Below are 26,935 nucleotides of genomic sequence, written 5' to 3' on the forward strand. Positions count from 1 at the left end.
GTTCGATACACATAAATTATTTTTTTAGGTACTTCTTGAATATTGGAACAAGATCAAGTTTTTCCCAGGTAAAATCTTTGTCATTTCTTCCAAAATGTCCATAAGCCGAAGTTTTCTGGTAAATTGGTCTTCTTAATTTTAATCTTGAAATAATTCCTTTCGGAGTTAGATCAACTTCTTTCTGGATCATTTGTGAAATAGCTTTATCGGAAATTACGCCAGTACCATTTGTATCAACGAAAACAGAAATTGGTTGTGCAACACCAATTGCATAAGAAACCTGCACCAAACATTCTTTTGCAAGTTTTGCAGCAACTACATTTTTTGCAATGTGTCGCGCAGCATAAGTAGCGCTTCTATCAACTTTGGAAGGATCTTTCCCAGAGAATGCACCACCACCATGAGGAGCCCAGCCACCATAAGTATCAACTATAATTTTTCTTCCTGTTAATCCGCTGTCACCGTGTGGTCCGCCAATTTCAAATCTTCCGGTTGGATTTACAAAATACTTCGTATTCTTATCAAGATATTTTGCAGGTATTACTTTCTTAATCACATTCTGAATTACATCTGATTTTATTTTACTTTGTTTTGTATTTGCATCATGCTGAGTCGAAATAACTACTGCATCAACTCTTAATGGTTTTCCGTTGTCATTGTATTCGATTGTTACCTGTGATTTTGAATCAGGACGAAGGTAAGGCATTAATCCGTTATTTCTTTTTCTAATGTCTGCAAGCCTTTTTACAAGTTTATGTGCGAATACAATTGGCATCGGCATTAACTCAGGAGTCTGATCACAGGCATAACCAAACATAATTCCCTGATCTCCGGCACCGCCGGTATCAACTCCCATTGCAATATCCGGTGATTGTGAATGAATCGCATTAAGTACAGAACAAGATTCTGAATCAAATTTATAATCTGCTTTTGTATAGCCAATCTTTTCAACTGTTTGACGTACAATTGCCGGAACATCAATATAGGTTTTAGTAGTAATCTCACCACCAACTAAAACTAATCCGGTTGTTACGAATGTTTCGCAAGCTACTCTTGCGTAAGGATCATGAGCATAGATTGCATCAAGAATTCCATCGGAAATTGCATCACTAACTTTATCAGGATGACCTTCAGAAACTGATTCTGATGTAAAGAAAAACGACATTATTATCTACCTTTATGAAATGAAAAATTTTCTATAAGCGCTTTTTGAAAAAAGGCTTACAAACTTAGGGAAAGGGGTTTTTAATAACAAGTTAAACAGGCTTAACTTTGGTATTAAAATTATAAATTAATTTTAATCAGATATTATTTTGAGTGAAGTAACATAGCATGAAATTATCCACAAAAATTACAGAACTCTTCAAGATTGAATATCCTATTATTCAGGCTGGAATGGTCTGGGCTTCAGGATGGAAATTAGCTTCAGCAGTATCAAATGAAGGTGGTCTCGGTTTGATTGGTTCTGGTTCTATGAAACCTGATCTTTTGAGAGAACATATCCAGAAATGCAGAGTAGCAACTGACAAACCATTCGGTGTAAACATTCCGCTAATGAGGCGTGATGTAGATCAGCTTGTTAAAGTAACTGTTGAAGAAGGTGTTAAAATTGTTTTTAGTTCTGCTGGTCATCCGGGAAAATTTATCAGGCAATTCAAAGAAAGTAATATTAAAGTAGCTCATGTAATTCCATCTGTAAAACATGCTTTAAAAGCTGAAGAAGTTGGTTGTGATGCAGTAGTTGGTGAAGGTGTTGAGGCTGGTGGTCATAATGGGATTAATGAAACAACAACACTTTCTTTGATTCCACAGCTTGTTGATGCAGTAAAAATTCCTGTGATAGCAGCAGGAGGAATTGCTGATGGCAGAGGAATACTTGCTGCATTTTCACTCGGTGCAGATGGTGTGCAAATCGGAACGAGATTCGCCGCGACAATTGAATCTTCAGCTCACGAAAATTATAAAAAGAAAGTTGTTGAGGCTAAAGATGATGGAACTGTACTTGCATTTAAAAAAATCGGACTTGTGAGAATGTTAAAAAATGATTTCGCTTTTCGCGCACTTCAAGCTGAAAAAGAGGGCTGGGATGAAGCCAGGCTAATGCAATTACTTGGTTCAAAAAGAGAAAGATCCGGAATATTTGAAGGTGATGAAAATGAAGGTGAGCTTGAAGCAGGACAAAGTTCCGGATTGATAAATGAAATCCTAACTGTTAAAGAATTATTTAAAAAATTATTGGTTGAAACTTCGGAAGCTCAGAAAAGAAATAACTTGCTGATCCGATAAGCAATCAAATCGCTTCGAGAACATCATTAACAACCGTATCTACATCCTTTGAATTTTCAAAGAACGATACTAATCTTCTTATCACTGCTTCTACAACAGCATCCGGACAGGAAGCTCCGCTGGTTATCATTATTTCTACCGGATACTTTGCAGGTAGATAGTTTTTTGAAAATGTAATTGTTTGTTTATGCACATCGAAATGGTTGATTTCATTTTCGGAAATTATTCTTTCAGCAGAATCAATAAAGTAAGTTCTGATTTCTTCCTGGCAAATTTTCACAATGTTTGTCGTATTTGAACTATTGTAACCACCAACTACAATTGCAAAATCTGCTTCCACTTCAAGCATACCATAAGTTGCATCCTGGTTATCGTTAGTTGCATAACATAAAGTATCACGGGTATCAGCAAAATGTCTGTTAATATTTTCAACACCAAATTTTTTTATCATAGTATCTTTTAACAGATCAGCTATCTCCTGCGTTTCAACGGCAAGCATCGTTGTTTGGTTTACCACACCGATTCTTTCAAGATCTTTCCTGACATCAAATCCTTCAGAATATTTTCCTTTAAAGTATGCAAGAAAATCCTCTTCTGTTTTTATACCAAGTATTACGTCAGAAAGAAATTTTGTTTCCTCAAGATTACGAACGATAACGGAAGGAGAATTTTGTATTGAGTGTGAAAATGTTGCTCTTGTTTCTTCGTGATAATGTTTGCCATGGATTATTATAGAATAATCTTTTTTCCCAAGGTCTTCTGAGCGGTTCCAGACTTTTTCAACAAAAGGACAGGTTGTGTTGAAAGCATACGGATTTACACCCAACTTATTTAATTTTTTTTCTATTTCAAGAGTAGTTCCAAAAGCTGGTATTATCACTATGTCATCGCTTTTAATCTCTTCCCAGGCAATGAGTTGATTCCCGCTTGTATCCATAATGAACCTGATACCCATACTCAGCAAATCATTGTTAACGCCGGGATTGTGAATCATTTCGCTCAAAAGAAAAATTCTTTTTCCCGGATTTTGTTCGATGGTTTTATAAGCTATTTCGATTGCGTTTTCAACTCCATAACAGAAACCAAAATGACGGGCGAGATAAAATTTTACGGGACCGAAATCAAGCAGCGTCGGTGAGAAATCTTTTTTACGCGGGTCATCAAGCTTTCTGTTGTTCTTTATTTGAGTGATGAAAGAACTTTTATAATGTATTGGTATATCAAACTTTTTCATAATTAACTCTTTAAAATTAAATCACTTTCTTCTGCATTTAAACGCATATCACGTATCAGCGATTCCTTTGAAGGTCTCAGTAAAATAAAATAACCTGCAAGGAAAAGGAAAACCACTGTGTAAAGATAATTCGATGTCAGCATAGTTGCTATAAGTGCCAAAAAACATGCACTTTCAATCATAGCCCAGGAAACAATTTTTGCAGTTCTATAATTGGCTATCTTTTGAATTATGTTACTACTAGGATTTAATTTTAATATCATTCGGTTATACAGAAATCGTGCAAAAAACATAGCTGTCAATCCAAAAACCGGAATAATAAATACAAATATTTTATCAATTTCCCCGTTCTCCGGATTATCAGTGCTTTGGAAAATTATCATTACAATAATGAAGAATATTATCACCCCTGAAAAAAGAGAATAAAAAATTAAACCTGTGATTCGTAATTGATTCTTCAATTCAGGTTTACCTGTGGTATTCATTGGGGTGAAATCTTCTAATGTTTAGATTTTCAGAAAGTGCTTTAATATATTTGCACACAATTTTAAGAAATACAATATGAATTTAGCTGATAAATTAGAAAAAATAAAAATAAAGTTTGATGGCATCAACGAACAGCTTTCAGATCCTAAAATTGCTTCTGACAGAGAGAAAATGATTTCTCTTACCAAGGAAAGAAGTGACCTGATTGAAATTGTAGAAGCTTATGAAAAATATGCTGAAGTGCTGAAAAATATTAATGGCAATAAAGAAATTATTGATACTGTAAGCGACAGCGATCTTGTTACAATGGCTCTAACAGAACTTGACGAACTTAAAACTGAAAGAGATAAGCTTGAGGAAGAAATAAAAGTTCTGTTGTTGCCAAAAGATCCTAACGATGATAAAGACGTAATTATGGAAATCAGAGCCGGTACAGGAGGTGAAGAAGCCGCACTATTCGCAGGTGATTTGTTCAGAATGTACAGCCGTTATGCTGAAATGCGTGGGTGGAAGCTTGAGCTGATTGATATTAATGATACAGGTTTGGGCGGAGTTAAAGAAGCTATATTTTCTCTCAGCGGAAATAATGTGTATGGTGATCTTAAATTTGAAAGTGGTGTACACAGAGTACAAAGAGTTCCGGAAACAGAAGGAAGCGGAAGAGTTCACACATCTGCTGCATCAGTGGCGGTTCTTCCTGAAGCTGAAGATGTTCAGATAGAAATAAATCAAAATGATTTAAAGATTGATATTTTCCGTTCGGGAGGTGCAGGTGGACAGAATGTTAACAAAGTTGAAACCGCTGTTAGAATTACTCACCTTCCCACAGGAATTGTTGTTCAGTGCCAGGATGAAAGATCCCAGTTGAAGAACAGACAGAAAGCAATGAAAGTATTAAAGGCACGACTTTATGATCTTGAACTTAAAAAACAGAATGAAGAAATATCTGCACAACGAAAATCAATGGTAAGAAGCGGTGACCGAAGTGATAAAATCAGAACCTACAACTTCCCTCAAAACAGATTGACTGATCATAGAATTGGATTAACTCTCTACAACCTCTCTAATATTATGGAAGGTCGTATTGATGAGATTATTGAACAGTTAAAAATAGCTGACAAAACAGAAAAGCTACAGGCTACAGAATAATTTCAGGTGATGATAATTCACTTTGCTGTAACCGTTATAACACTAACATCATCATCGAATGAAAACTGGTTAAATGATTTAATTTCTTCTTTGAGAAATGCAGCAGGATCCTGATTAAAATTTTCCCTTTGTATCGTCTTCACAAGTTTACTTAAACCAAACTGTTTACCCTCCGAGTTGCGGCATTCAATCATCCCATCTGTAGATAAAATTACTACATCACCAGATTGCATTTGAAGTATTGCATCATCAAACACTGCATCATTGTTAAATCCCAACAATGAACCATTTGATTCAATTTTCATTATCTCGCCAGTACCGTTGTTTTTATAAAGTATGGGCATATCTCCGGCACCCGAATATCCGAGAGTTAATTTCCGTTTATTTATAATTACAGCTGAAAGTGTGGAGAACACTTCTGATATCTTAGAATCCTGATAGACCAGTTTGTTAACTTTGCTAATAATTTTTGCCGGAGAAGAAATATCTCCTTCAGTAATAACTGAATGAATAGCACTTCGGATATAACCTGCGTATGCATAAGCAAAATACCACGCACCCCATTTTTTACCCATAACATCACCAAGTATCAGTGCTAAATTATCCTGATCGAGAAGAAAGTGGTCAATAAAATCTCCGCCTGGAATTCCTGTAAACGGCAGATGCCAGTACTGAATATTAAAGTTCTCAAACTCAGGAACTTTTTCAGGAACAACGCTGGTCTTCAGTAATTCCGATGCTTCATGTAGTTCGGTTATAACCCGACTTCTTTCTTTACTCAGACTCTTCAATATTGCAAGAACTTTAGCAATAACAATCCTGAACCCATAATCTTTTTGGAGGTAGTCAACGATATCCTTATTAAAACTTTCTAAAATTTCCTGTTCAGAATTTATGTTGCTCAGGAAGACAACAGGTATTGATGCAGTTTCCGGATTGTCTAAAAGCATTTCACGGAATTTGAATCCGTCAATTTCCGGCATCATCACGTCGGTAATAACTAAATCAGGTTGAAATGATTTCACTATTTTTAATCCATCACCCGCAGTTTCTGCAACCTGACAATCAATTCCTTCCTTCGTGAGTCCGGTTTGGTAAATGGTCAAAGCGGTTCTATCATCATCTACAATAAGAACTTTATATTTTTTTGCAGAGAATACTTCCTGAAGATTTTTTCTTGTACCATAAATACGATTGATTTCTGTACGACGTATCAGTGATTTTATTTTCAGAATCAGCTCATCAACATTGAATGGTTTTGTAATAAAATCATCTCCACCAACTTCAAGAGCTTTTGATTTGTCTTCGAGTGTGTTTTTTGCTGTAACAAATACAAAAGGGATAGAACGGTAATTTTCATTTTCACGAACAAGTTTGCAGAATGTAAATCCATCCATCTTATCCATCATAATATCACATAAAACCAATTCGATTTTATTATTCTTTAACTGAGTAAATCCTTCGTCAGTATTTGCGGCAAGATAAACTTTGTAATTATTAAGATTCAGATGATGGGAAATCAGTTTGCGGATGGTTATATCGTCATCAATTACCAGGATCGACTTTTTATCATTAAAACTCATTTGACGTATAACCTGTTCGTTAATTTTGAATTTACTTTCTTTAGACAGCAGCTTTTTATCAGCATTCCAACATTCCAAAACTTACGGATGAGAATTAAAGTATGTCTGTTGGGAGGATTTTAATCTAGGAATACAGTTTCAGCTTTCAATGCCATATTTTTCCATTAAGCGATAAATAGTGGCTCTCCCAAGTTGAAGTTTTCTTGCTGCTTCAACTATGTTGCCGCCGGTTACTTTCAGTGCGTGCCTGATCGATTTTTCTTTTATTTTTTCAAATGGAATAATATTATCGTCTGAAAACATAACGCTTTGCTGATCCACAACTGCGGAAGTATCAGCAGCACGTATATGCTGAGGTAAATCGTCCACATCAAGTTGATCTTTATCCGAGATAATCATGCAGCGTTCTATTGTATTTTCCATCTCTCTCACATTTCCCGGCCAGTCATATTCGTAAATAAGTTTCAAGGCTTTCTTGGTAAAGCCTTTAACGTTTCTCTGAAGTTTTTTATTAAATTCATCAACAAAGAATTCAGTAAGTACAAGAATATCTGCTCTTCTCTGCCTTATTGGTGGAATGAATATAGGAAATGAGTTTAATCTGTAAAACAAATCTTCACGAAACTGTTTTTGTTCAACGGCATGTTTTAAATCTCTGTTCGTAGCTGAAATTATCCGGACATTAGTTCTTATTAATTCCGTACCACCAACACGTTCGAATTCTCTTTGCTGGATCACTCTTAAAAGTTTTGCCTGCAGCATCATCTCAAGTTCGCCGACTTCATCGAGAAATATTGTACCGTCCTTTGCATACTCAAACTTTCCGAGTTTTCTTTGATGAGCTCCGGTGAATGATCCTTTTTCATGTCCAAACAATTCACTTTCAAGCAGTTCTCTTGGAATGGATGCACAGTTGACAACAACAAATGGTTTATCTTTTCGTCTTCCGTTATAATGTATCGCCCTGGCAATGAGTTCTTTTCCTGTTCCGCTTTCACCATAAATCAGAACTGTGATGTCATTATCGAGAACTTTTGAAACAAGTTTGAATACATCCTGCATTTTTCCATCAGCGGAAATAATATTATCAAAGCTGTATTCTTTTTTAACATTCTCTTTAAGATTCTGAAGTTCTTTTACAAGATCATAATTACGAATTGCATTTTTAACTGCTAACTCAAGTTTTTGCTGATCAATTGGTTTAGCAAAATAATCGAATGCTCCATACTTTATCGAGTCAACAGCAACATCAATTCTTCCCTGTGCAGAGAGCATTATGATCGGCAGATGTTCATCAATTTGTTTTATTCTTCTTAATGTTTCAATACCATCTAAACCCGGTAACATTATATCAAGTAAAATCAAATCAGGTTTGGAGCTCATCTTCTTAAACATTGATTCACTGTTCGGGAAAACTTCAACTTCATAACCCCATTTATCTTTTACCCAGAAGGATAAAAGCTTAGATATGGATTGTTCATCATCAACTATGAATATGAGTTTATTCAAAATTTACCTCATTTTTCTCAATTTTACTTCTTTTGGGCAATTTTACCAAAAAAGTGGTTCCACTTCCGGCTTCACTTTGAACTGTTATTAAACCTTTATGTAAATCGATTATTTGTTTTACAAAAACCAAGCCAACACCTGTGCTCGGGATATCACTGACTCCTCTGCTAACTTTGAAAAATCGTTGAAAAATATATGGTTGATCGACCTCAGGAATACCAATTCCAGTATCGCTAATGATAATTTCAACTTCTCTGACAAAATTATTTACAATGATTTTCACTCTTCCAAGCTCATCAGTAAATCTAACAGCATTATTTATGAGTGCAGTAACTACCTGAGAGAGACTATCTTTATCAGCTTCAATAAATACTTCTTCTTCAGGATGCTCAAAATTAATTTTGATATTTTTATAAGAAGCTAATTCTGAATTTGCATTTATTGCATCCTGAATTAACCTCTGAAGACCAAAATTCGTTTTATTAATTATAACTAATTCTTTATCCTGATCAGAAGCATCTAAAAAGTAGTTGATTAATTTTGCTAACCTTTTGCCCTCACTCATTATCACTTTCATAAACTCTTCTTTCATGGATTCAGCTAAATCCGGATCAGATACTATAGTTTCTGAGAAACCAATTATTGAAGCCAGAGTTGTTCGGAATTCATGAGATATGCCAGATATGAAATCATACTTCAGACGATTGAGTTCTTCAACGACTGATTTCTGCGGAGAAGTCCTTGCTCTTTCGATTTTTAATAATCTATTCACTTCAGTTAATTTCGGTTTTAGCTTCTGCAACTCTGTTTCATATCTTTGCTTATCACTTAAGTCTCTGCCTACTGCTAACAAACCTAAAATTTTATTATTGCTAAAAATTGTATTACAGCTTATTTCAAATGGAAAAGACTGCCCGTATTTTGTTATAAGACTTGCATTAAATTTTAATGGCTTTTTATCACTTAATACTTTGTTCAATGAAAGATTAATAGATGGTGAATCTTTCACATTGATAAAATCCAAAAAATATTTTCCTTTCAATTCATCAGGCTGGTAATCGAGATAACTTTTCACAGCATCATTTGTGAGAATGAATTTTCCTGAACTATCAAGAATGAAAATCAAATCCGGTGAAGTATTAACCAGCAGCTTGAACTTGTTTTCCCATTCATCCAATGTTTTATTATCCTGTTGCGAATCATATTTATTCTCCGTACGATTTTGATTAAAATCGGGTCGTTGCTCAATGAAAATTTTTAGCTGATGGCTGAGAATAGAAAGCACCGGTAATATCCGGTTTTTAGTTTCTTCTTTAAACTCATCAGGATAGTCCGAGAAGAGCAGAATATAGATGAAGAGATTCCTTTCAGAAAAGAAAATCAGATCCTTAATAAAAAATGAAGCCGCAAATCTCTCTTTTAGAAATTCAGGAACTGAAGGAAGTTCACTAAATTTTTCCGTATCAAATCCGCCGGCTTTAAACAATTTGAAGATCAAATCATTTAGCTTTGTAAAATCTGTATCTCGTCCACCCCAAATATTTAGTACTTCGTAACCATGATCATTAAGCTGCAACAGATATCCCTGTCTGCTATAGCTTATCTTGGAAATAATGTGGAGTGTATTTTCTATTAAAGAATGTATTGGCATATTTTAATTGCTCAAAGATATGCAGAATTAAATAAAAAAGTTAAATTCGGGATTAAATTTGGATTAAAATCCCGGAAAGAAATTTGGTCAGTCTGAAATAATTATTCTATTGTTTTTCAATGTTTTCACTTTCGAGTAATTCATAGTACTTCCGAATAAGATCCTCATAATCTCTGGAAAAACCTTCCTTGACGGCTTTATTCAATTCATCTTTTATTTTATTCTGAGCATTTGGTGAAGACAGATTCAGTTCAGGCGGAAGATCTCGATTGGCTGTTTCACCTGATCTGGATTCTCTTTCCTTTTCATAATCCCGTTCATTTATTGACTTCTGTGCATCCAGTAGTTTACTTAATATATTTTCCTGTTTTTGCAGAAGTTCGTCATCCAGCTTTTGACCCTGCATATCAGTTATAACTTCCTGCATCTTTTTCGAAATTTCCTCAAGATCTGCCGGAAGTTTTTGTGACTGCCCTGATACCTTCGACTCTTTGTCAAGCTGTTCAAGCGATTTTTGAATTAACTGCTGTTGCTGAGTAAGCCTTTGCATTTCCATTTGCTGCTGCGGAGTCAATCCACCCTGCTGCATACGTTGAAGCATTTGTGTAAGATTATTCAGGTTCATCTGTTGACCAGACATTTGCTGTAATTGCTGCATTAGCGACATCATTCCTCCCTGACCATTTCCTCCCTGCATCATAGATTCCATCGAACTTTTCATCATCATTGCAGCTTCATTCAAGGACTTCATTGCTTCACCCTGTTGATTCGAAGCCAGCATCCCGTTTCTGTTTTTCATTGATTGTACAGAATTTTCCATTTGCTTTTTAGCATCACCAAGTGACTTACCCATTTCAGGACTGATGGCAAAAGTTTTCTGAGAAAGTTCAGACATTTGCTGCATAATGTTATTCAGATTATCCGAAAGACTTTTTTCTTCTTTTGCTAAATCGTCCAACTTAGATGAATTTGGATCTAAATTATCCGCGTCACGTTTCAGTTCCTCCTGTTTTTTTGATAATGAAAGAATATTATCAAGGATTTTCATCATATCTGTAAAAGTCTGCATCTGGTTTTGCTGCTGCATCGAGTCTTTCATCTGCTGCATCATTTGTTTCATCTGTTTCATATTCTTAGAAATATTTTGTTGATTCTGTTTTGCTTTTTGTTTTTTATTCTGTTGAATATCCTGTGAAGCCTGATCTGATAACTGCTGGTTCTGCTGCTGATCAAACTCCTGCATCATTTTTTCCATTTCTTCCTTAGGCATATCGGGAATCTCACTCATCTTATTTTCAAGATCCTGCATTTCTTTTTTAAGTTTCTCAAGCTCTTTGGTTATTTCATCCTGCTTCTTGCTGAGGTTTTCATTTTCTTTTTGATTTGAAGGATCACTTTGTTCAGTCTGTTCAGAAAGATTTTCCTGTTTCTCGGTCATTTCCTCAGTGCGTTTAAGCAATTCATCCATTTTTTGTTCAACCTGAATTCGCTTAAGTAAATTAAGTGTTCTTTCGATACTTTTTTTGAATCTTTCTTCATCCATCTGCATATTCTGCATCTGCTCCTGAGTCATATTCCTGTTCATATCTTTCAAAACATTTTGAAGATTCTCCATTGCCTTTTTCATTTCTTCACTTGTCATTTCATCCATCAGTTTTTGCAGTTCCATATACTTTTCCATCGTTTCTTTTGAAAGCAGATTATTTTCCTGAAGGTTCTGCTTCATATCACCAAGCTGATCGTTAACTTCATCTACCTTGTTTTGCAGTTCCTGAAATTTCTCAACTGCTTCCTCGATTTTTTGTTTTTCTTCCCAAGTTAATTTTGGATCATCTTTTTTTAATTCTTTATCAATTTCATCGAGAGTTTTTTTCAAATCTTCAGCATCCTTTAGAACCTGTTCAAGATCGGTTTCGCTTTGCTGCTGAACCTGATCCGCTTCTGTAAGAATTTCATCCAGCGAAGGAACACGAACCGTTAATGTCTGAGTTCTTGCAGACTTTGGACCGTTAATATTATCATTATCAAAAATTTCCAGATAAAAAGTAACAACATCATTCACAGCGAGATACATTTGCGTCAGGTTCCAGATGTAGCTGATATCTGTTTCAAGCTTGGAGTGATCAACAGGAATTTCTATAGTACTGAAATCAACTTGAGGCGATTCGTATTTCGAGGCAGATAATCTGTAATTCAATAATAATTTTGAAAAACCATAATCATCTGAAACTTTTGTAACAAGCGGAAGTCTGTTATCAGTTGACAGGTTTGTGTTTTGATTTGGCGAAATCAATTCAATCACGGGGAAAGCATCGTAAAGAGCTTTAACCTGATAAGTTATTGGAGAAAGATTACTGTTACCATTTTCATCAAGAAGCTTTATCTGATAATTGTTGTCCTTCTTCACAATAAAATTTCCTGCTACTACATCGTCATTAACATTCAAATTAATGATTGATGAATCGCTAAACTCAAGTTTAGCTTTGTTTAGTTTTTTTGTTGAAGTAATTTTAAAATCAACTTTGCTTCCAACAAGAGCCTGAACATTTCCATTATCCTTCTGAGCAACTTTAGGAATTTTAGAATATCCGGGCGAAATAATTTCAAGTTCAAGTGTCTTTACGATTGGTCTGTCAATCACCACTATTTCAAACAATTCACTTTCCACACCTTCAGCTTCAGCAAAATATTTAAATGAACTCTTCACAGAATTAATTGTAAATAGATAAATACCTGAAGAATCCGGTAACAACTTCTGTTTAAGAAAATCAGCTTCTTCCTCGTTACGAATCGAAAGTTGAAGTGATTGTGGTTTCGAACCTTTAACTCTAACTGCAATATCTAATCTATCACCTTTTGTTATTTCTTTATTGCCCGGATTAATTTCAAATACAAATTTGGGCGGAGGTATAAATTCTTTGTTGAAATTTAACAACCTGAACGACGCTGCGTTTAAACCGGGGACAAACAGAATCATTACCAAACAGAAAATGCTAATTGCAGCAAAGTAAGGCAGAACCTTTTTTGCTTTTTCAAAATTAATTATCGACTGGAAATTTAAATTTTTAACCCGTTCGTAAACATTCCTGAATGCAGCATCAATAAGATTCGGTGAATAAAGATTCCCCTTTGTGTTTTCAGAAACAAGCTGCATTGAATTCAAAAGTTCGTCTTTCACTTCCGGGAATTTTATCCCGACTCTCTGCGCCGCATTGAAATAGTTTTCTTTCCTGATAGTTCCGATATACTTTATAAATGGTTTTATCAAAAAGTAAAAGAGTAACCCGATTGCAGCCAATACAAAAAGTATGAAGAGAATTGTCCGTACCGGCGAATTGAAATTTGCAATCAATTCAAGAAAAGCATAAAAAGTAAAATTAATCAGAACAGCAGCAACGAAAGCCTGGATTCCAAAAAGAAGAAACTGCAAATAGTCCTTCCTGATAAAACCTTCAAGCTTCTTCAGTATTTCCTGATAATATTTTGAATCGCTTCCCATTTTTATTGTGATAATGCAAATACAACAATGTTGGTTCCGAATCTCAATGCTTCTTCTCTTTTTTCGGGTGAATCGTTATGGACTTCTGCATCAGCCCAGCCGTCACTCGGATTTGATTCATAAGTATAGTAAACAGCGAGCCTGTTGTTAACAAAAATACCAAAACCCTGCGGATTTTTTTTATCATGTTCGTGTGTTTTTGGCGGACCGTTTTCAAATTTGTAAAATGAATGATAAAGCCCGTAACTAAAAGGAAGTTCAACAAAGTCATTCTGAGGAAAAACTTTTTTCATTTCACGACGTACCGCGTTATCAAGTCCGTAGTCATCATCAATATAGAGAAAGCCGCCATTCTCAAGATAAGTTCTTAACCTGTAAACCTCATCTTTTGAGAAAACAACATTGCCGTGTCCGGTCATAAATAAAAACGGATAAGAAAATATTTCATCCGAAGATATATCAACAAACTGGTAGCGAGCATCAACTTTAATATTTGTATTCTGCTGAATGAAATTTAGAAGATTAACTTCTCCGGAAGGATCGTTATACCAATCGCCTCCCCCTTGATATTTTACCCTTGCGATTTGGAAACCATCTTTGGTTTGAGATTGGAGGGATATAAAATTAAATGTTAAAATTAATATTATTAATAAATTTTTCATTTGACTAATACTTGCAATTCTATTCGATGCAAATATAGTTTGTTATAGATATAAATACAGCCATTTTTGAAGTACCAAAAATAAAAAAGGGCAGCACTTTTTCAATACTGCCCTTGATTTAATTAATCTGACAATTACTATTTAAGCATCAACATCTTCTTTGTTTCTGTAAATTGTCCTGCCCTCAATTGATAAAAATAAATTCCAGTTGCCATATCAGGACTGTCCCGCAAAGCGGGATGACCTACCGAAAACTCAACTTCATAAATTCCAACCTGCTTTTCTTCATTGACTAGTGTTGCAACTTCATTCCCCAAAACATCATAAACCTTCAATGTCACCAGCATATTGTCATTCCGGGCTTGACCCGGAATCTCAAATCGTATTACCGTGTTCGGATTAAACGGATTAGGGTAGTTCTGAAATAACACAAACTTTTTCGGAGTAAAATCAACTTCCACTTCTATTTCATTTGAGCCTGCCTGTCCGATAGGCAGGTATTCAAAACTTCCATCAAAATCAATTTGCTTGAGTCTGTATTTGTAAATTCCGGTTGTAATTTTCTCATCAATGAAAGAATATGATTTTGGTTCAGTAGTAGTTCCAAATCCCGGGACAAAGCCAATTGTCTCCCATTCTGCCTCCTGACTTCTAACTTCTAACTTCTTGCGATTAATCTCAAACCCCGAGTTATTCGTTTCCGTTGCGGTTGTCCAATTTAATTCTAATTTGCTTTCAAGAAACTCTGCAGTGAATGAAATCAGTTCAACTGGAATACCCCCATTAATTGAATAAAGAATTAATTCATAACTACCTGCTATCCAAAGTTCATCTGTTTCGCAATGTGCAATTGATTTTAATCCATTGTAGAAATCAACTTCATTTAAACTCCAATTATTACCACCATTCGTGCTATACCAAATATCTCCTCCTGAACCGACTGCCCAGCCATAATTTGTATTTTTGAAGAAAATGTCATTGAAATTATAACTCTGACTTTGAATTTGAAGTTGTTCAGTCCAATTAGTTCCTCCATCTGTAGTTTTAAAAATGCTAGCTGCACCACCACTCGCGCCATCAGCTAACCACCCAATCGACTCATTTAAAAAGTAAACAGAATTAAAAAATTGTACACCAGGAACAGTTAAAGGTTGCCAACTTAAACCTCCATCTGTGGTTTTAATGATAGTACTATAAGAACCAGCGGCCCAACCATAATTTTCATCCAGGAAAAAAATTGTATGGAGCCAACCAGTAGTTCCAGTATTAAGCTGAAACCAATTTTGACCTCCGTTTATAGTCTTTAACATTATGCCAGTATTTCCTGCAACCCAACCTGTGTCAGCATTGATAAAATAAATTGATCTAAGTGGGATTGATACACCACTATTTTGCAGTGTCCAATTATTTCCACCATCACTTGAATGATATATAACACCATAATGACCAGAAGTCCATGCGTTTTGTGAATCAGGGAAAGTTACTGAATAAAGATGCCAGGAAGATGGGATGTAAGCTGATAACTCCCAATTTTGTCCGCCATTTGTTGTGTGAATTATTTTACCACCTAGACTCACAGCTATTCCACAATATCGATTTGCAAAATCAACAGAGTTAAGATGATAATGATCTCCATCAGATATTCTTATCCAATCCTGCCCGGCATTTGTAGTTTTTAAAATTGATCCAGCTCCTCCAACTGTCCAACCATAATTTTGTCCTATAAGAGAAATCGAAGCAACATCCGCATCTTGTAGAACATTACTCCAACTGGTACCAGCATTTGTAGTTTTTAAAATATCTACACCAACAGTATAACCAGTCTGAGAATCGACAAATTTAATATCATAATAACGCTTTCCCGTAAAATTATTATTCCAAGTAATACCGCTGTTTGTTGTTTTCCAAATATACCCCTCATCCCCTGATATCAAGCCGTCTGTACCAGCTGCGAATCCAATTGACGAATTTGTGAAAAAGATTGTCTGAAGATCTGGAATGTTTGATTGGGGATACCCTTCCCAATATAGTCCACCATTAGTGGTTCTCAAAATAATAGTAGGGTTAACAAATAGATCACTTGCAATTGCCCAACCTGTTTGCTCACTTAAGAAAAATAATGAACGTATGTCATAATCTGAATTCCAAAATTGTTGAGACCAGTTTAATCCGCCGTCCGTAGTTTTATAAATGCTTTCGTAACCAGCTACCCATCCAATAGTACTATTTATAAAAAACATGTCCCAGTAGGAACCGTCTTCTAAATCAGAAATAATAAACCAAGAATCTCCTGTGTCAGTTGTTTTCAAAATTTTACCATAAAAATCCAATATCCAACCTGTATTTTCGTTGATAAATTCGACGTCTTTTAAATAAGAAAAATATCCAACATCCTTTCTGACCCAAGTATTACCCGAATCTGTAGTCTTTAAAACAATTGATTCATCACCCACAGCAAATCCAGTTGTTTCATTAACAAACTTTACGGATACCAACCCATTACCTGGAGGAATAGGATGTTGCCATTCCCACTGTGCAGATATAGTAATCGAAAAAATAAAAACCAGTAGAGATATTTTAACGCTACGCATAATTTTACCTCATATAAAATTAAACTTATAATTCTTACCTAAGCAAAATCATTTTCTTCGTTTGAACAAAACCACCTGCTTGCAGTTTGTATAAATACATTCCCGACGCAAGTGATGAAGCATCAAACTCAACTTCATAAACTCCGGCTTGTTTCTCTTCGTTAACTAGTGTTGCAACTTCATTCCCAAGAATATCATAAATTTTTAGTGTCACTAGTACATTGTCATTCCGGGCTTGACCCGGAATCTCAAATCGTATTACCGTGTTCGGATTAAACGGATTAGGGTAGTTCTGATATAACACAAATTCCTTTGGAGTAAAATCAACTTCCACTTCTATTTCATTTGAGCCTGCCTGTCCGATAGGCAGGTATTCAAAACTTCCATCAAAATCTATTTGCTTGAGTCTGTATTTGTAAATTCCGTTTGTAACATTTTCATCAATGAATGAATAAGACTTTGGTTCAGTCGTAGTTCCAAATCCAGGTACAAATCCTATCATTTCCCATTCTAACTCCTGACTTCTAGCTTCTAACTTCTTGCGATTAATCTCAAACCCTGAGTTATTCGTTTCCGTTGCGGTTGACCAGTCAAGTGTAACATTATTGTCAAGTGACGTTGCGTTGAAAGAAATCAATTCAGCTGGCATTTCCATATTAAAATCAATCATCATTTTTAATCCGATAAATACATATGGATTCGGAACCACAAAACTTCCGGAGTCAGCAATGGGGACATTAATTACAACACCTCCTGCTAAATCTAATAATACTCCTGACATCTCTTCAGGCAATATCCAGCTTATTTCGATAAAGTTATTTAGATCAGGCTGATATGCAATTCTGTATTCAATAGTTTCTGAAATAAAGATATTTCCAAATCGATAATCTTTATAAGAACTAAGGGTTCCCGCAAAATTATTTTCCGGAAGAATTAATTTAGATTCAAATGCACCTGGTGGCGGGAAGGGAGGCAAATCTGCTTCGCCAAGATGTTGGTCAATCCCGTCTGTTGCAGTCGGATCAATACCAAATAAATGGGTCCGATACTGGCTTCCACTATAAACAATGATCGTTCCTTCTGACAATGGATCAGCAAGTTGATTCGTTACATATAATTCAGCAGGTGAACCTGATGCGTTGTGAAAAAATTCAATCGTCCCGGTTTGAACTCCCGGAGAATTATTTAATGTTACGTAAAATATTTTTATCGTGCCAGGAGAAATATATATTGGTAAAGAATTTGGTGTAACTGTATAATTGTTATTTGATGAAACTATCCCGTTGATGATTAACGAATCTGAAGTTCCCAGATTTTTTATTATTACTTGTTTAGTCATCGGGTGCGAACTAAAATATAAACCCAGCGGATCCATATGAAACTGAGCATAATTGTAAACCGATGAGACGTTCAGAAACGCAGGGGATCCGGGTGCATTATGAATTATTTCAATTATACCTTGCTGTAATGTATCGGCAGAAGTGTAAGTAACATAGAACTGCTGCTGTGAAAGAGGTTCAATTGCAATCGGAAATGAATTTGGGTAAACACTAAAATAGTTGTTATTGGATGAGATATAATTAATATAAAGTGTGTTTTCTCCTCCTGCATTAAAAATAGTAAAAGGCAGACTATTTGCTACTCCAATAGTATCTTGTATAAATAGCAATGAAGTTGTGGACATTGAAAAAAATGGTCCTGGTGGAATTCCAGCAGGAGCGGAAACAGTCAGGGAGGCAGGTGATCCACAGCCATTGTGTGTAAACTGAATTGTGCCTTCTTCAGCAATTACATCTGACGTATTTGTGATAAGGAAAACCTGTGAATCCTGTGGGGCAAGGTAAATCGGAAGTGAATTTGGAGCGATTGTAAAATGGCTGTTTGAGGAGACGATATTTGTTATACTTAAAGTATCTTCCAAGCCTATATTAGTTACTGTAACTGGTAGAGTAGTATCATTTCCAACTATCATCTGAGGAAAAATTAAATTCTGAGTAGAAATACCAAAGATAGGATCACTAGGAAAACCGCCTATACAATTATATTGCATTTTTATTATTGCTTTCGTACCGAAAGCAGTATAGCTTCCCGGTATTGTTGCAACTCCTTGCCCGGTAAGCGGACCCAGATTTAATAGTGTACCCGTTATATTGTCAACAATCCTCATAATGGCACCTGGGGGAATATTATAAGTAATATTTAAAGGTTGACCCGGTGTTGCGACTTGCCACCATAAAGTATGTTGAATCATTCCAGTAAACGGATATGCTGGTGGATTTCCCGGAGCTCTGTAATCTTTCATAGATGATATGTATGGACATCCATAGGGAGCCAAATCAAAACAAGCAAACAAACACCCGCAAGGCGGAATAGGGGGGAGATCAGACTCTCCAAGTTGTGGGTCAATACAATTTGTTGCAGTTAAATCCAATCCAATCGCAAGTGGTATGTTATCTGTACCATCTGAAACTATTAATGGAATATCTACATCCACCTGTCCACTAATTCTTACTATTAATAGTATTGTAAAAGAAAAAGTGATAAATATTTTTTTCATTTTTCCCTCCTGATTAAATTACTTTGTCAAAATCATTTTCTTTGTCTGAATGAATGAACCCGCCTGAAGTTTATACAAATACATTCCCGACGCAAGTGATGATGCATCAAACTCAACTTCATAAACTCCAGACTGCTTTTCTTCGTTAACAAGTGTTACGATTTCATTCCCAAGAATATCATAAATTTTTAGTGTCACTAGTACATTGTCATTCCGGGCTTGACCCGGAATCTCAAATCGTATTACCGTGTTCGGATTAAAAGGATTAGGGTAGTTCTGAAATAACACAAATTCCTTTGGAGTAAAATCAACTTCCACTTCTATTTCGTTTGAGCCTGCCTGTCCGATAGGCAGGTATTCAAAAATTCCATCAAAATCAATTTGCTTGAGGTGGTATTTGTAAGTTCCAGTTGTTACATTTTCATCAGTGAATGAATAAGCCTTTGGTTCAGTAGTAGTTCCAAATCCCGGGACAAAACCAATCGCTTCCCACTCGTTGTCATTCTGAGCGAAGCGAAGAATCTCAAAACCAGAGTTGTTCGTTTCCGTTGCGGTTGTCCAATTAAGCTGAACTTTCGTATTGACAAAAGAATAATTGAATGATATCAATTCGATTGGATTATATTCATTATAATGGATTATTAAATTGAGTTTGCTGAATACAAGTGGGTTAACAACAACATAACTTCCGGAATCTGCAATTGCAACATTTATAAAGGATCCGTTAATTATGTCACGTAAAAAACCTGTCACTCCTGGTGGCAAAAACCAAAATATTTCTATACCATAACTATTATATGGCTGGTAGGAGAATTTGTAATCTACTTGACCACTAAATAAATTATTCCCATATCTGTAATCTTTCACTGTGTTATATTCCCAAAAATAATTTTCAGGGAGAATAAATCTTGCATCAATACCACCTGCTGGAGGTAATGGCGGAATCTCAAATTCTTCAAGTATTTCATCCAAACCATCGGTTGCAATTGTGTCTAAGCCAAATGATAACGGCAGAGTAACCGGACCACTTTTAATCTCAAGCATTCCTTCAGTCAGCGGTGTTAAAGGCTGATTCGAAACGAACATCGAAATGGGTGAACCAGAGAAATTATGAAAAAACTCGATATTTCCTAATTGGAATCCTGATGCATAATTAAAAGTTATATCAAACCACTTTTCTGATAATGGTAAAACGATAATGGGAAAATTGGTCGGTGATACATAATAGTTGCTATTTGAAGAGATTATGTTACTGATAACCAATGTATCTGTTGAACTATGATTTAATATTTTGGCAGGTTTAGTATAAAATGTTCCGGTAAATTGTAACGACGAGGGGTGAATAAAAATTTGTGAACTATCCGCAATTGGCATTGCCCCGAGTTTTGCAATTATAAATATAACTGATAGATTAAATAATAATTTTTTCATTTTTCCCTCCAAATAAAAAATCTTGTAGTTAACCGAAGAGCCCTGTTGGGTGTTGTGGTTTTTTTTCTCCCTAGGAAGTTGTAGTCTAAGCGAAGTATAGGAAGAAATTCAGAAACAATTTTTATTCTCATTCATCGGATCATTTTTATTCACCGGAAACATCGATCAGAACTTTTCCTTTTTTATTACCTTAAATTTAATCTATTAAAATTGAGAAGCAAGTTGTCATTTTGCTAAGTTTACTTGTCAACTACGAAGTATTAGTATTCCATAATTGAATTTTTACAGACATTTTAATTAAAAAGCATAGTTGCTTATCACATTGTACTTAGGCTTTAATTGTGCTTTAACATTATATACTACTCATAAAAAAGGCGATCCGAAGACCGCCTGAACTTGAACCGGTTAGTCGCTTAAAATTATTTGAGCAGAAGCATCTTTTTTACGGAAACAAATTTATCTGTTCTTAATTCATATATATACATTCCTGTTGCCACTCCACTTGCATTCCAGTTGTACTGATATTTTCCGGCTTGCAGTGATGTGTTTACAAGTTCTGCTACCTTTTCTCCCAATGCATTGTAGATACTGAGTTTTACATTTGCCATCTCCGGCAACGAGAACTCGATCATAGTGCTTGGGTTGAATGGATTCGGATAGTTCTGTTCAAGTGAATATACTGTCGGTAACAGTTCTCCCGATACCATCAGTTTCTCTATCGTTGTTTCACTGATTTCTATTGATTCTCCATCCTTCAGATTTTCATTCAGCTTCTTGCCGCTCTCATCCATCAACCTGATATCCATTCCTTCTACTCTTACTGTTAATGGATATACTACTCCGCTCATCTCAATCGTCTTCACTGAGCTGCTCAGGTCTTCGGCTATTCTTCCACTCGTGTATCTGAAGTCATACATTCCTGCTGGTGGTGCTGGTGGTAATTCATACTGACTTAAGTCAACCTGTCCATTTACTGCATACAGTGTGTAGCTCACTCCTGCTGCATCTGTCAGTATTATTCTTCCCCAACTATCAGGGAAGTATTCTACTGGTTTGCTGTCTTTAGCAAACGATTCTGGTATGATTATCTGTCCTGCGCCTGTCAACTTTATCCAGTAACCAAATCCCGGATCAAGTGTCGTTGCTACAGAATATCCACCTGAATATTTGTAGATCGGACCACTCTGTAGTCCTGGTGGATTTGTTGATACGTTCGCTGCTGTTACAATCAATTCATATCCACCGATCATATTCCAACCGATAGCTCCTGTTAATGGTGTGTGTGCAACTACTTGCAATCCGCCTGCTGGCCATTCATCTCCTGTATTATAAGTCTGAGCTCCGTTATTTTTCATCCAGTATCCTACTCCAGGTGTTGCTGTGGTTACTGTTTGATAACCAGCATTATATTTATAAACATCTCCAACTCTGCCTGGCCACCAATTTGCTACTCCCATTCCATCAGGATTTGTTCCTGGTACTGATACCATATTCCAGCCATCAGATACATTAACAGATAATTGAAATGTTGATGATGTACTAACATTACCTCTGATTATCATACCATCAGTTCCCACTGCCCAAACTTTCGTACCTGCAAAACGAATATCTCTAATTGATTGGGAGGTACCAAGATACAGTTGAGCAGCTAACCAATTATTTCCGCCATCTGTGGTATAATATGCAACTCCGCTGCCACCTCCAATTATACCAAAGTCATTATTGATAAAACGAATTGTGTAAAGAGTAGCTGTGCTTGGCATTTGTATCTCGTCGAAGCTGCTGCCGCCGTTTGTTGTTTTATATAATCTTCCTGAACTGCCTGAGATGTAACCATTATTTGCATCGAAGAAGTGCATTGAGTATAAGGTAATTGTTCCAAGCGTTGTTATCTGCGTGAAAGAGACACCTCCGTTAGTTGATTTACTAACCCTGTTCCCACCACCACAAAGATAGATAGTTAAAGAATCGACAATAAAAATTTCATAACCAGCTGCATTTCCCCAGCCAGCCGAAACAGGTGCCCAATTAGCTCCGCCATTTGTAGTTCTTGCAACTTGACCACTGCCATACATTGCAAAACCAAGATTTTCATTGTAGAATTTTATATCGTATATATTACTTGATGAGGTACCAGTTCCCGTGTTTAACTGAACCCAATCGATCCCGCCATTTGTGGTTTTGTACACTCCTGTTGGACCTAACGAGCCAACATAACCAACATTTTCATTCACGAAGAATACTGAATAGGTTCGATACCCCGGATCGAATGAAAGATTTGTCCAGGTAACTCCACTATCAGTTGTTTTTAAAATATCTCCGAATGAATTTCCAGTTGTAATGCTTCCTCCCACAACAAAGCCTGTAGTCTCTGATGGAAATGATAAACGATGAAGAATTTCGTTTGTCGCAGATATATTTTTAGTTTGCCAGCTTACTCCATCATCAACAGATAAAACAATCTGACCGATATCACCACCTATAAGTACAGGAGTTGTTCCCTCTGAATTAACACCGAGAATTCCCAAACCATATAAATTTTCTGTTGAAGATGTTTGTGTGAGTTCCCAGTTTGCTCCACCATTCGTAGTTTTTAAAACTCTTCCTGCGGTAGTAAGTGCATATCCAATCTCCGCGTCAATAAACTTTACTTCATAAATAGTCGCCGTTGTTGAACCAATGTTATAGATTATTGCACCGGTTGCACCACCATCAGTGGTTTTATAAATTTTACCAGTACTGTTTGAAATCCATCCTGTATCAGCATCAAAAAAGTGGATCCCGCGAACAGTACCATCCAGACCAGTAATGTTAGCTGTTATGTTTTCCCATGTTGAACCGGCATTTGTTGAGCGGAGAAGCCTGCCTGTTGTCGAACTTGCGGATCCTAAAAATATCAGAGTATCATTTACATAATGCACTTTATAAATTGCAGTCGTACCATTTGTTGATAAAGTCCAGTTCGATCCACCATCTGTCGTCTTCAGAATATTTCCGCTATTACCAACTGCATATCCAACATTAGTATTAATAAAATCCACATCCCAAAGTGTGACTGTTACACCTGAATTCTGCTCTACCCAGCTTGTACCTCCATCAGTAGTTTTCATAATTAAACCCCCGGTACCTACTGCGTAACCAATGTTCTGATCAGAAAAGATTACATCATAGATATCTCGTGCAAGCGAGTCAATATATGAAATTGACCAAGTTGTACCAGCATCTGTGGAAACAGTAACTGCACTTCCATTTCCGAACAACATAAATTTTGTTGGTGAGAGAATAATTGCGTCGTTATGATCAGCACCAGTTGGGGTAGGATTTTGCCATTCCCAATCGAAATTTTGAGCATAAGAATTTAAACTTATTGCGATCATAATGAATAATAGAAAGTAAAATTTTTTCATGACTCACTCCCTAAAAGATTGATGAAATAGTTTATCCGAATTTTGATTACAAGTTATTATAGATCGTTGAATAAGTCAATAAATATTTAGAGATTTTGAAATCTGAATTCTTAAAACGACACAAATAGATATGGTGAATCCCATACCCAGTGTATTTTAAGAAACAATAGGAAATTTAAATAGCTTAAATCTGTAGGTGTAAAATATTGGCAATTCTAATCAAAACTTTAAAAAATTTTATAACAATCTTGAGGAAAAATTAAAACAAAATCACTTTCCGGGATGAAGTTAAGAGTTCGCTTATAAAGATTTTTCTTGCTGTTAAAATTATATTCATGGCGAATTAAAGCCTCCCGGTAGTTCGTACTTTAATCATAAATATTCAATATTTAAGTGAATAATGTACATCGAACCTGCTTGTTTTGCTGGTAAGCGAAGAATTTAATTATTAGAAGTTTCCCGATTACGGCTTAATCTTCCACGCCAAAACTAATCCAGCTAAAAACCATGTAACACACAAATCAATTACACCAACTATTGTAAAGCCGAATGGAAACTTCCACCAGTTCCACATAATAAATGGACCTACAAATCCTGCGAATAATCCTAGCAGCATCACAAAAATTACTCTTCGCCTGAATGAAGGATTTTGTGCAAGTGTCATCATCAACAATGTTGCTGCGATGAATGCAGAAATAAAATTAATCAGAAAGCTATTGATCATTGGCATTGCCATATTCCATTCAGAACCTTGCGGATTGTAAACCATAAAATGAATTAGTGGACCAGCTTTATATTGCTCAAACCATTTTTCCATTCCCGCATCTGTTTCTTCTGCAGGTTCGCCTGGATAAAGATAAATTCCTGGTTCTGTGAGTGAAGATTTTATATGTTCGAGCAATGCTTGATCGGTAATATTCTTCATATCAGAATAATGCCACGGAAGTACTGCCCACGAAATGAACATCCAGATGAAAACAACAACTGCAGCGAGTAGTGAAGGTAAAATAATTTTTTTCATAACGCCTCCTGTGATTAGAATTGATTAGTTAATATAAAAGAAAAGAGATGACTTCTTTTTAGCATACAATTTCCCATCAGATTTATGAATTAATGTTGAAAAGGGATAATTACTAAAAACAAAATAATTCAAACTGGATATATTGTCAATTGTTTGATATAATCTTTATTAATAATTATTTGGGAAAAGAGAAAGTGAGACTCACCTCAAAGGTGAGTCTCACGTAATAAAAACTAATATAGTGTCTCGTTACACGTTATTTTATACTCATAAAGAACTGATTTACTTCATCAGCATTTGAAAAAGATTTCCCAACTAATGCTTCATAAAAAGGTTTTTCTTTAATAAACATTTTTTGAGTAACAAAATCTTTTATAAATCTACACTTAGATAATGAATCAAAAGGAACTAAATAAAGGTAACCACTGGCTATGTCACCAAAACAAACTTTTGGATTTTTACTAAAGTTATCTGAGCTGGTATCTCTTAAACTATTAAATGGCGAACTAACTATATCGAAGCCAACTTTGTCAAATACAGATTTGCTAATAATATTTTCGATATAGTTACTGATTTTTTGTGAATAAAATTTTTCGTGTAAATATATTTGAAATATTTTACCCTTAAATTTCTTGTGTAAAATAAATGACATTCTTCCTTTTTCGGAAAAGGGTTGTTTAAAATTAAGATAAGAATGTGATGCTCCAACCCAAACAATTCCTTTTTTCCCTTTCTTAATAATTTGATCTTCAATTTGTTTTGCCATTAGTTCATCACGATATTGCAGAAGAGGCATAGTCTGTATTGTTTGCAATATCCTCAGCTTCTCATAGAACGGACCAGACCTTTTATCCTCAGAGTTGAGAACTAAACTTATTGAAGGCATTTCACACTTGCTATCAAGTCCTATAACTTTCATCTTTTCCTGATTTACATCTAAACTTCTATTCAATGACCATACTCCTTCAAGAATATCCCAATATTCTTTCCAGCCCCAAATCAACCAGGGTTGATGTCTGCCTATTTCCAATGCAAGTTCATAGTCATATTGTTTTGAAGTGACCAGTTTTTCAATTAGCTCATTGTCATCGTAAAGACAAACTTCCATTGCGATAATTCTGACACCGGCTTTATAGAGATCTGGAATCATTCCTTTTAATAAATTTAAGTAGTTGCTTCGTTCGTGTACTTCACCAAAAACTATAACCTGATATTCAGAAACTTTTTCCAAAATATAATCTTCAGGTGTATTACCATTTTGATTAAGCCAGTTCAAAAATCTTGTCTCATCCGATGAATCTATTGAAGATATTTCAATAAGTTTGCTACTATCTGTTTCAGTGTAATCAGGCTCAGACAGAGAATATGAAGAATATCCATTCGATACATCATAAATATCTTTGAAGTAAATTATTCTTTTTATTATGAATAACGTTATTAATATTATCAATGCAAAAGCAATGTGGCTTTTATACTTCCCGAATAATAGGAGCACCCATCTCCCAAAGGTTTTAATTTTGAGTAAATGTGATAACAAAAAATAAAGTGTGGCAAGAACAAGAAAGGTTAATTCAAAAGGAATATAAATGTTGATACTTTGGGTTAGATAGACTATTACTTTAGTGAAAAAATATATAAGCAGCAGATTTACAATTAGAATAGAAAACCTGATCCAAATTTTTATTTTGGTTTCTTTGTCATTCATCAAAATACCATTATTTAATGACCTAAAACGACTAACAGTTAATCTTCTCCTGTCCGTCTACCCAGGCTGTTGCACGAGTCTCTTTTTGTCAACCTGAACTCGTTTCAGGTTCTTCTTATTCACCAAAAACGCGATTAAAGATTCTTAAACAAGCCTGACTGCCG

Annotated in this window: 16 protein-coding genes; 2 read left to right on the top strand and 14 right to left on the bottom strand. The window is 35.4% G+C overall.

Features of this window, described 5'->3' with window-relative positions; genetic code table 11:
- Positions 1-16: 16 nt before the first annotated feature.
- Positions 17-1,165 (bottom strand): methionine adenosyltransferase, encoded by a 1,149-nt coding sequence (locus HND39_02570; protein ID QKJ95241.1) that lies wholly within the window; start codon positions 1,163-1,165, stop codon positions 17-19.
- Positions 1,166-1,332: 167 nt separating this feature from the next.
- Between HND39_02570 and HND39_02575 the strand changes: the two genes are divergently transcribed.
- Entirely contained in the window at positions 1,333-2,286 is a 954-nt protein-coding gene (locus HND39_02575) for a DUF561 domain-containing protein (GenBank protein ID QKJ95242.1), read from the top strand.
- A gap of 4 nt (positions 2,287-2,290) precedes the next feature.
- On the opposite strand, the gene HND39_02580 is transcribed toward HND39_02575, so the two are convergent.
- Complete coding sequence (locus HND39_02580) at positions 2,291-3,520, bottom strand: 4-hydroxy-3-methylbut-2-enyl diphosphate reductase (GenBank protein ID QKJ95243.1); 1,230 nt, start codon at positions 3,518-3,520, stop codon at positions 2,291-2,293.
- 2 nt (positions 3,521-3,522) lie between these two features.
- The gene (locus HND39_02585; protein ID QKJ95244.1) at positions 3,523-4,005 is read right to left on the bottom strand and encodes a hypothetical protein; all 483 of its coding nucleotides are present in this window, start codon (positions 4,003-4,005) and stop codon (positions 3,523-3,525) included.
- A 76-nt stretch (positions 4,006-4,081) separates the two neighbouring features.
- Here HND39_02585 and prfA point away from each other — a divergent pair, with 76 nt between their 5' ends.
- Positions 4,082-5,155 (top strand): peptide chain release factor 1, encoded by a 1,074-nt coding sequence (gene prfA / locus HND39_02590; protein ID QKJ95245.1) that lies wholly within the window; start codon positions 4,082-4,084, stop codon positions 5,153-5,155.
- 17 nt (positions 5,156-5,172) lie between these two features.
- Here prfA and HND39_02595 read toward each other — a convergent pair whose 3' ends face one another.
- The 11 genes from HND39_02595 to HND39_02645 form a co-directional block, all read right to left on the bottom strand.
- A complete protein-coding gene (locus tag HND39_02595; protein QKJ95246.1) occupies positions 5,173-6,738 on the bottom strand; it encodes a response regulator in 1,566 nt (521 codons plus the stop codon).
- A gap of 138 nt (positions 6,739-6,876) precedes the next feature.
- Positions 6,877-8,247, bottom strand: a complete 1,371-nt coding sequence (locus HND39_02600; protein QKJ95247.1) for a sigma-54-dependent Fis family transcriptional regulator — start codon at positions 8,245-8,247, stop codon at positions 6,877-6,879.
- Positions 8,240-9,898: a PAS domain-containing sensor histidine kinase gene (locus HND39_02605; GenBank protein QKJ95248.1), complete on the bottom strand. Its 1,659-nt coding sequence runs from the start codon at positions 9,896-9,898 to the stop codon at positions 8,240-8,242. Before HND39_02605 ends, HND39_02600 begins: the two co-directional genes overlap by 8 nt.
- 106 nt (positions 9,899-10,004) lie before the next feature.
- Complete coding sequence (locus tag HND39_02610) at positions 10,005-13,397, bottom strand: hypothetical protein (GenBank protein ID QKJ95249.1); 3,393 nt, start codon at positions 13,395-13,397, stop codon at positions 10,005-10,007.
- A gap of 2 nt (positions 13,398-13,399) precedes the next feature.
- On the bottom strand, positions 13,400-14,059 hold the full coding sequence (locus HND39_02615) for a DUF4159 domain-containing protein (GenBank protein ID QKJ95250.1): 660 nt from the start codon (positions 14,057-14,059) through the stop codon (positions 13,400-13,402).
- A 137-nt stretch (positions 14,060-14,196) separates the two neighbouring features.
- Positions 14,197-16,650: a T9SS type A sorting domain-containing protein gene (locus HND39_02620; GenBank protein QKJ95251.1), complete on the bottom strand. Its 2,454-nt coding sequence runs from the start codon at positions 16,648-16,650 to the stop codon at positions 14,197-14,199.
- Positions 16,651-16,684: 34 nt separating this feature from the next.
- Entirely contained in the window at positions 16,685-17,323 is a 639-nt protein-coding gene (locus HND39_02625; protein ID QKJ97856.1) for a T9SS type A sorting domain-containing protein, read from the bottom strand.
- 1,902 nt (positions 17,324-19,225) lie between these two features.
- Positions 19,226-20,251: a T9SS type A sorting domain-containing protein gene (locus HND39_02630; protein ID QKJ97857.1), complete on the bottom strand. Its 1,026-nt coding sequence runs from the start codon at positions 20,249-20,251 to the stop codon at positions 19,226-19,228.
- Positions 20,252-21,057: 806 nt separating this feature from the next.
- Positions 21,058-24,045 (bottom strand): T9SS type A sorting domain-containing protein, encoded by a 2,988-nt coding sequence (locus HND39_02635; protein QKJ95252.1) that lies wholly within the window; start codon positions 24,043-24,045, stop codon positions 21,058-21,060.
- A 463-nt stretch (positions 24,046-24,508) separates the two neighbouring features.
- On the bottom strand, positions 24,509-25,066 hold the full coding sequence (locus HND39_02640) for a hypothetical protein (GenBank protein ID QKJ95253.1): 558 nt from the start codon (positions 25,064-25,066) through the stop codon (positions 24,509-24,511).
- Positions 25,067-25,322: 256 nt separating this feature from the next.
- Entirely contained in the window at positions 25,323-26,561 is a 1,239-nt protein-coding gene (locus HND39_02645; GenBank protein QKJ95254.1) for a hypothetical protein, read from the bottom strand.
- Positions 26,562-26,935: the final 374 nt, after the last annotated feature.

The organism is Ignavibacteriota bacterium (genome assembly GCA_013285405.1).
In the GTDB taxonomy this organism is placed as follows: domain Bacteria; phylum Bacteroidota; class Ignavibacteria; order Ignavibacteriales; family Ignavibacteriaceae; genus IGN2.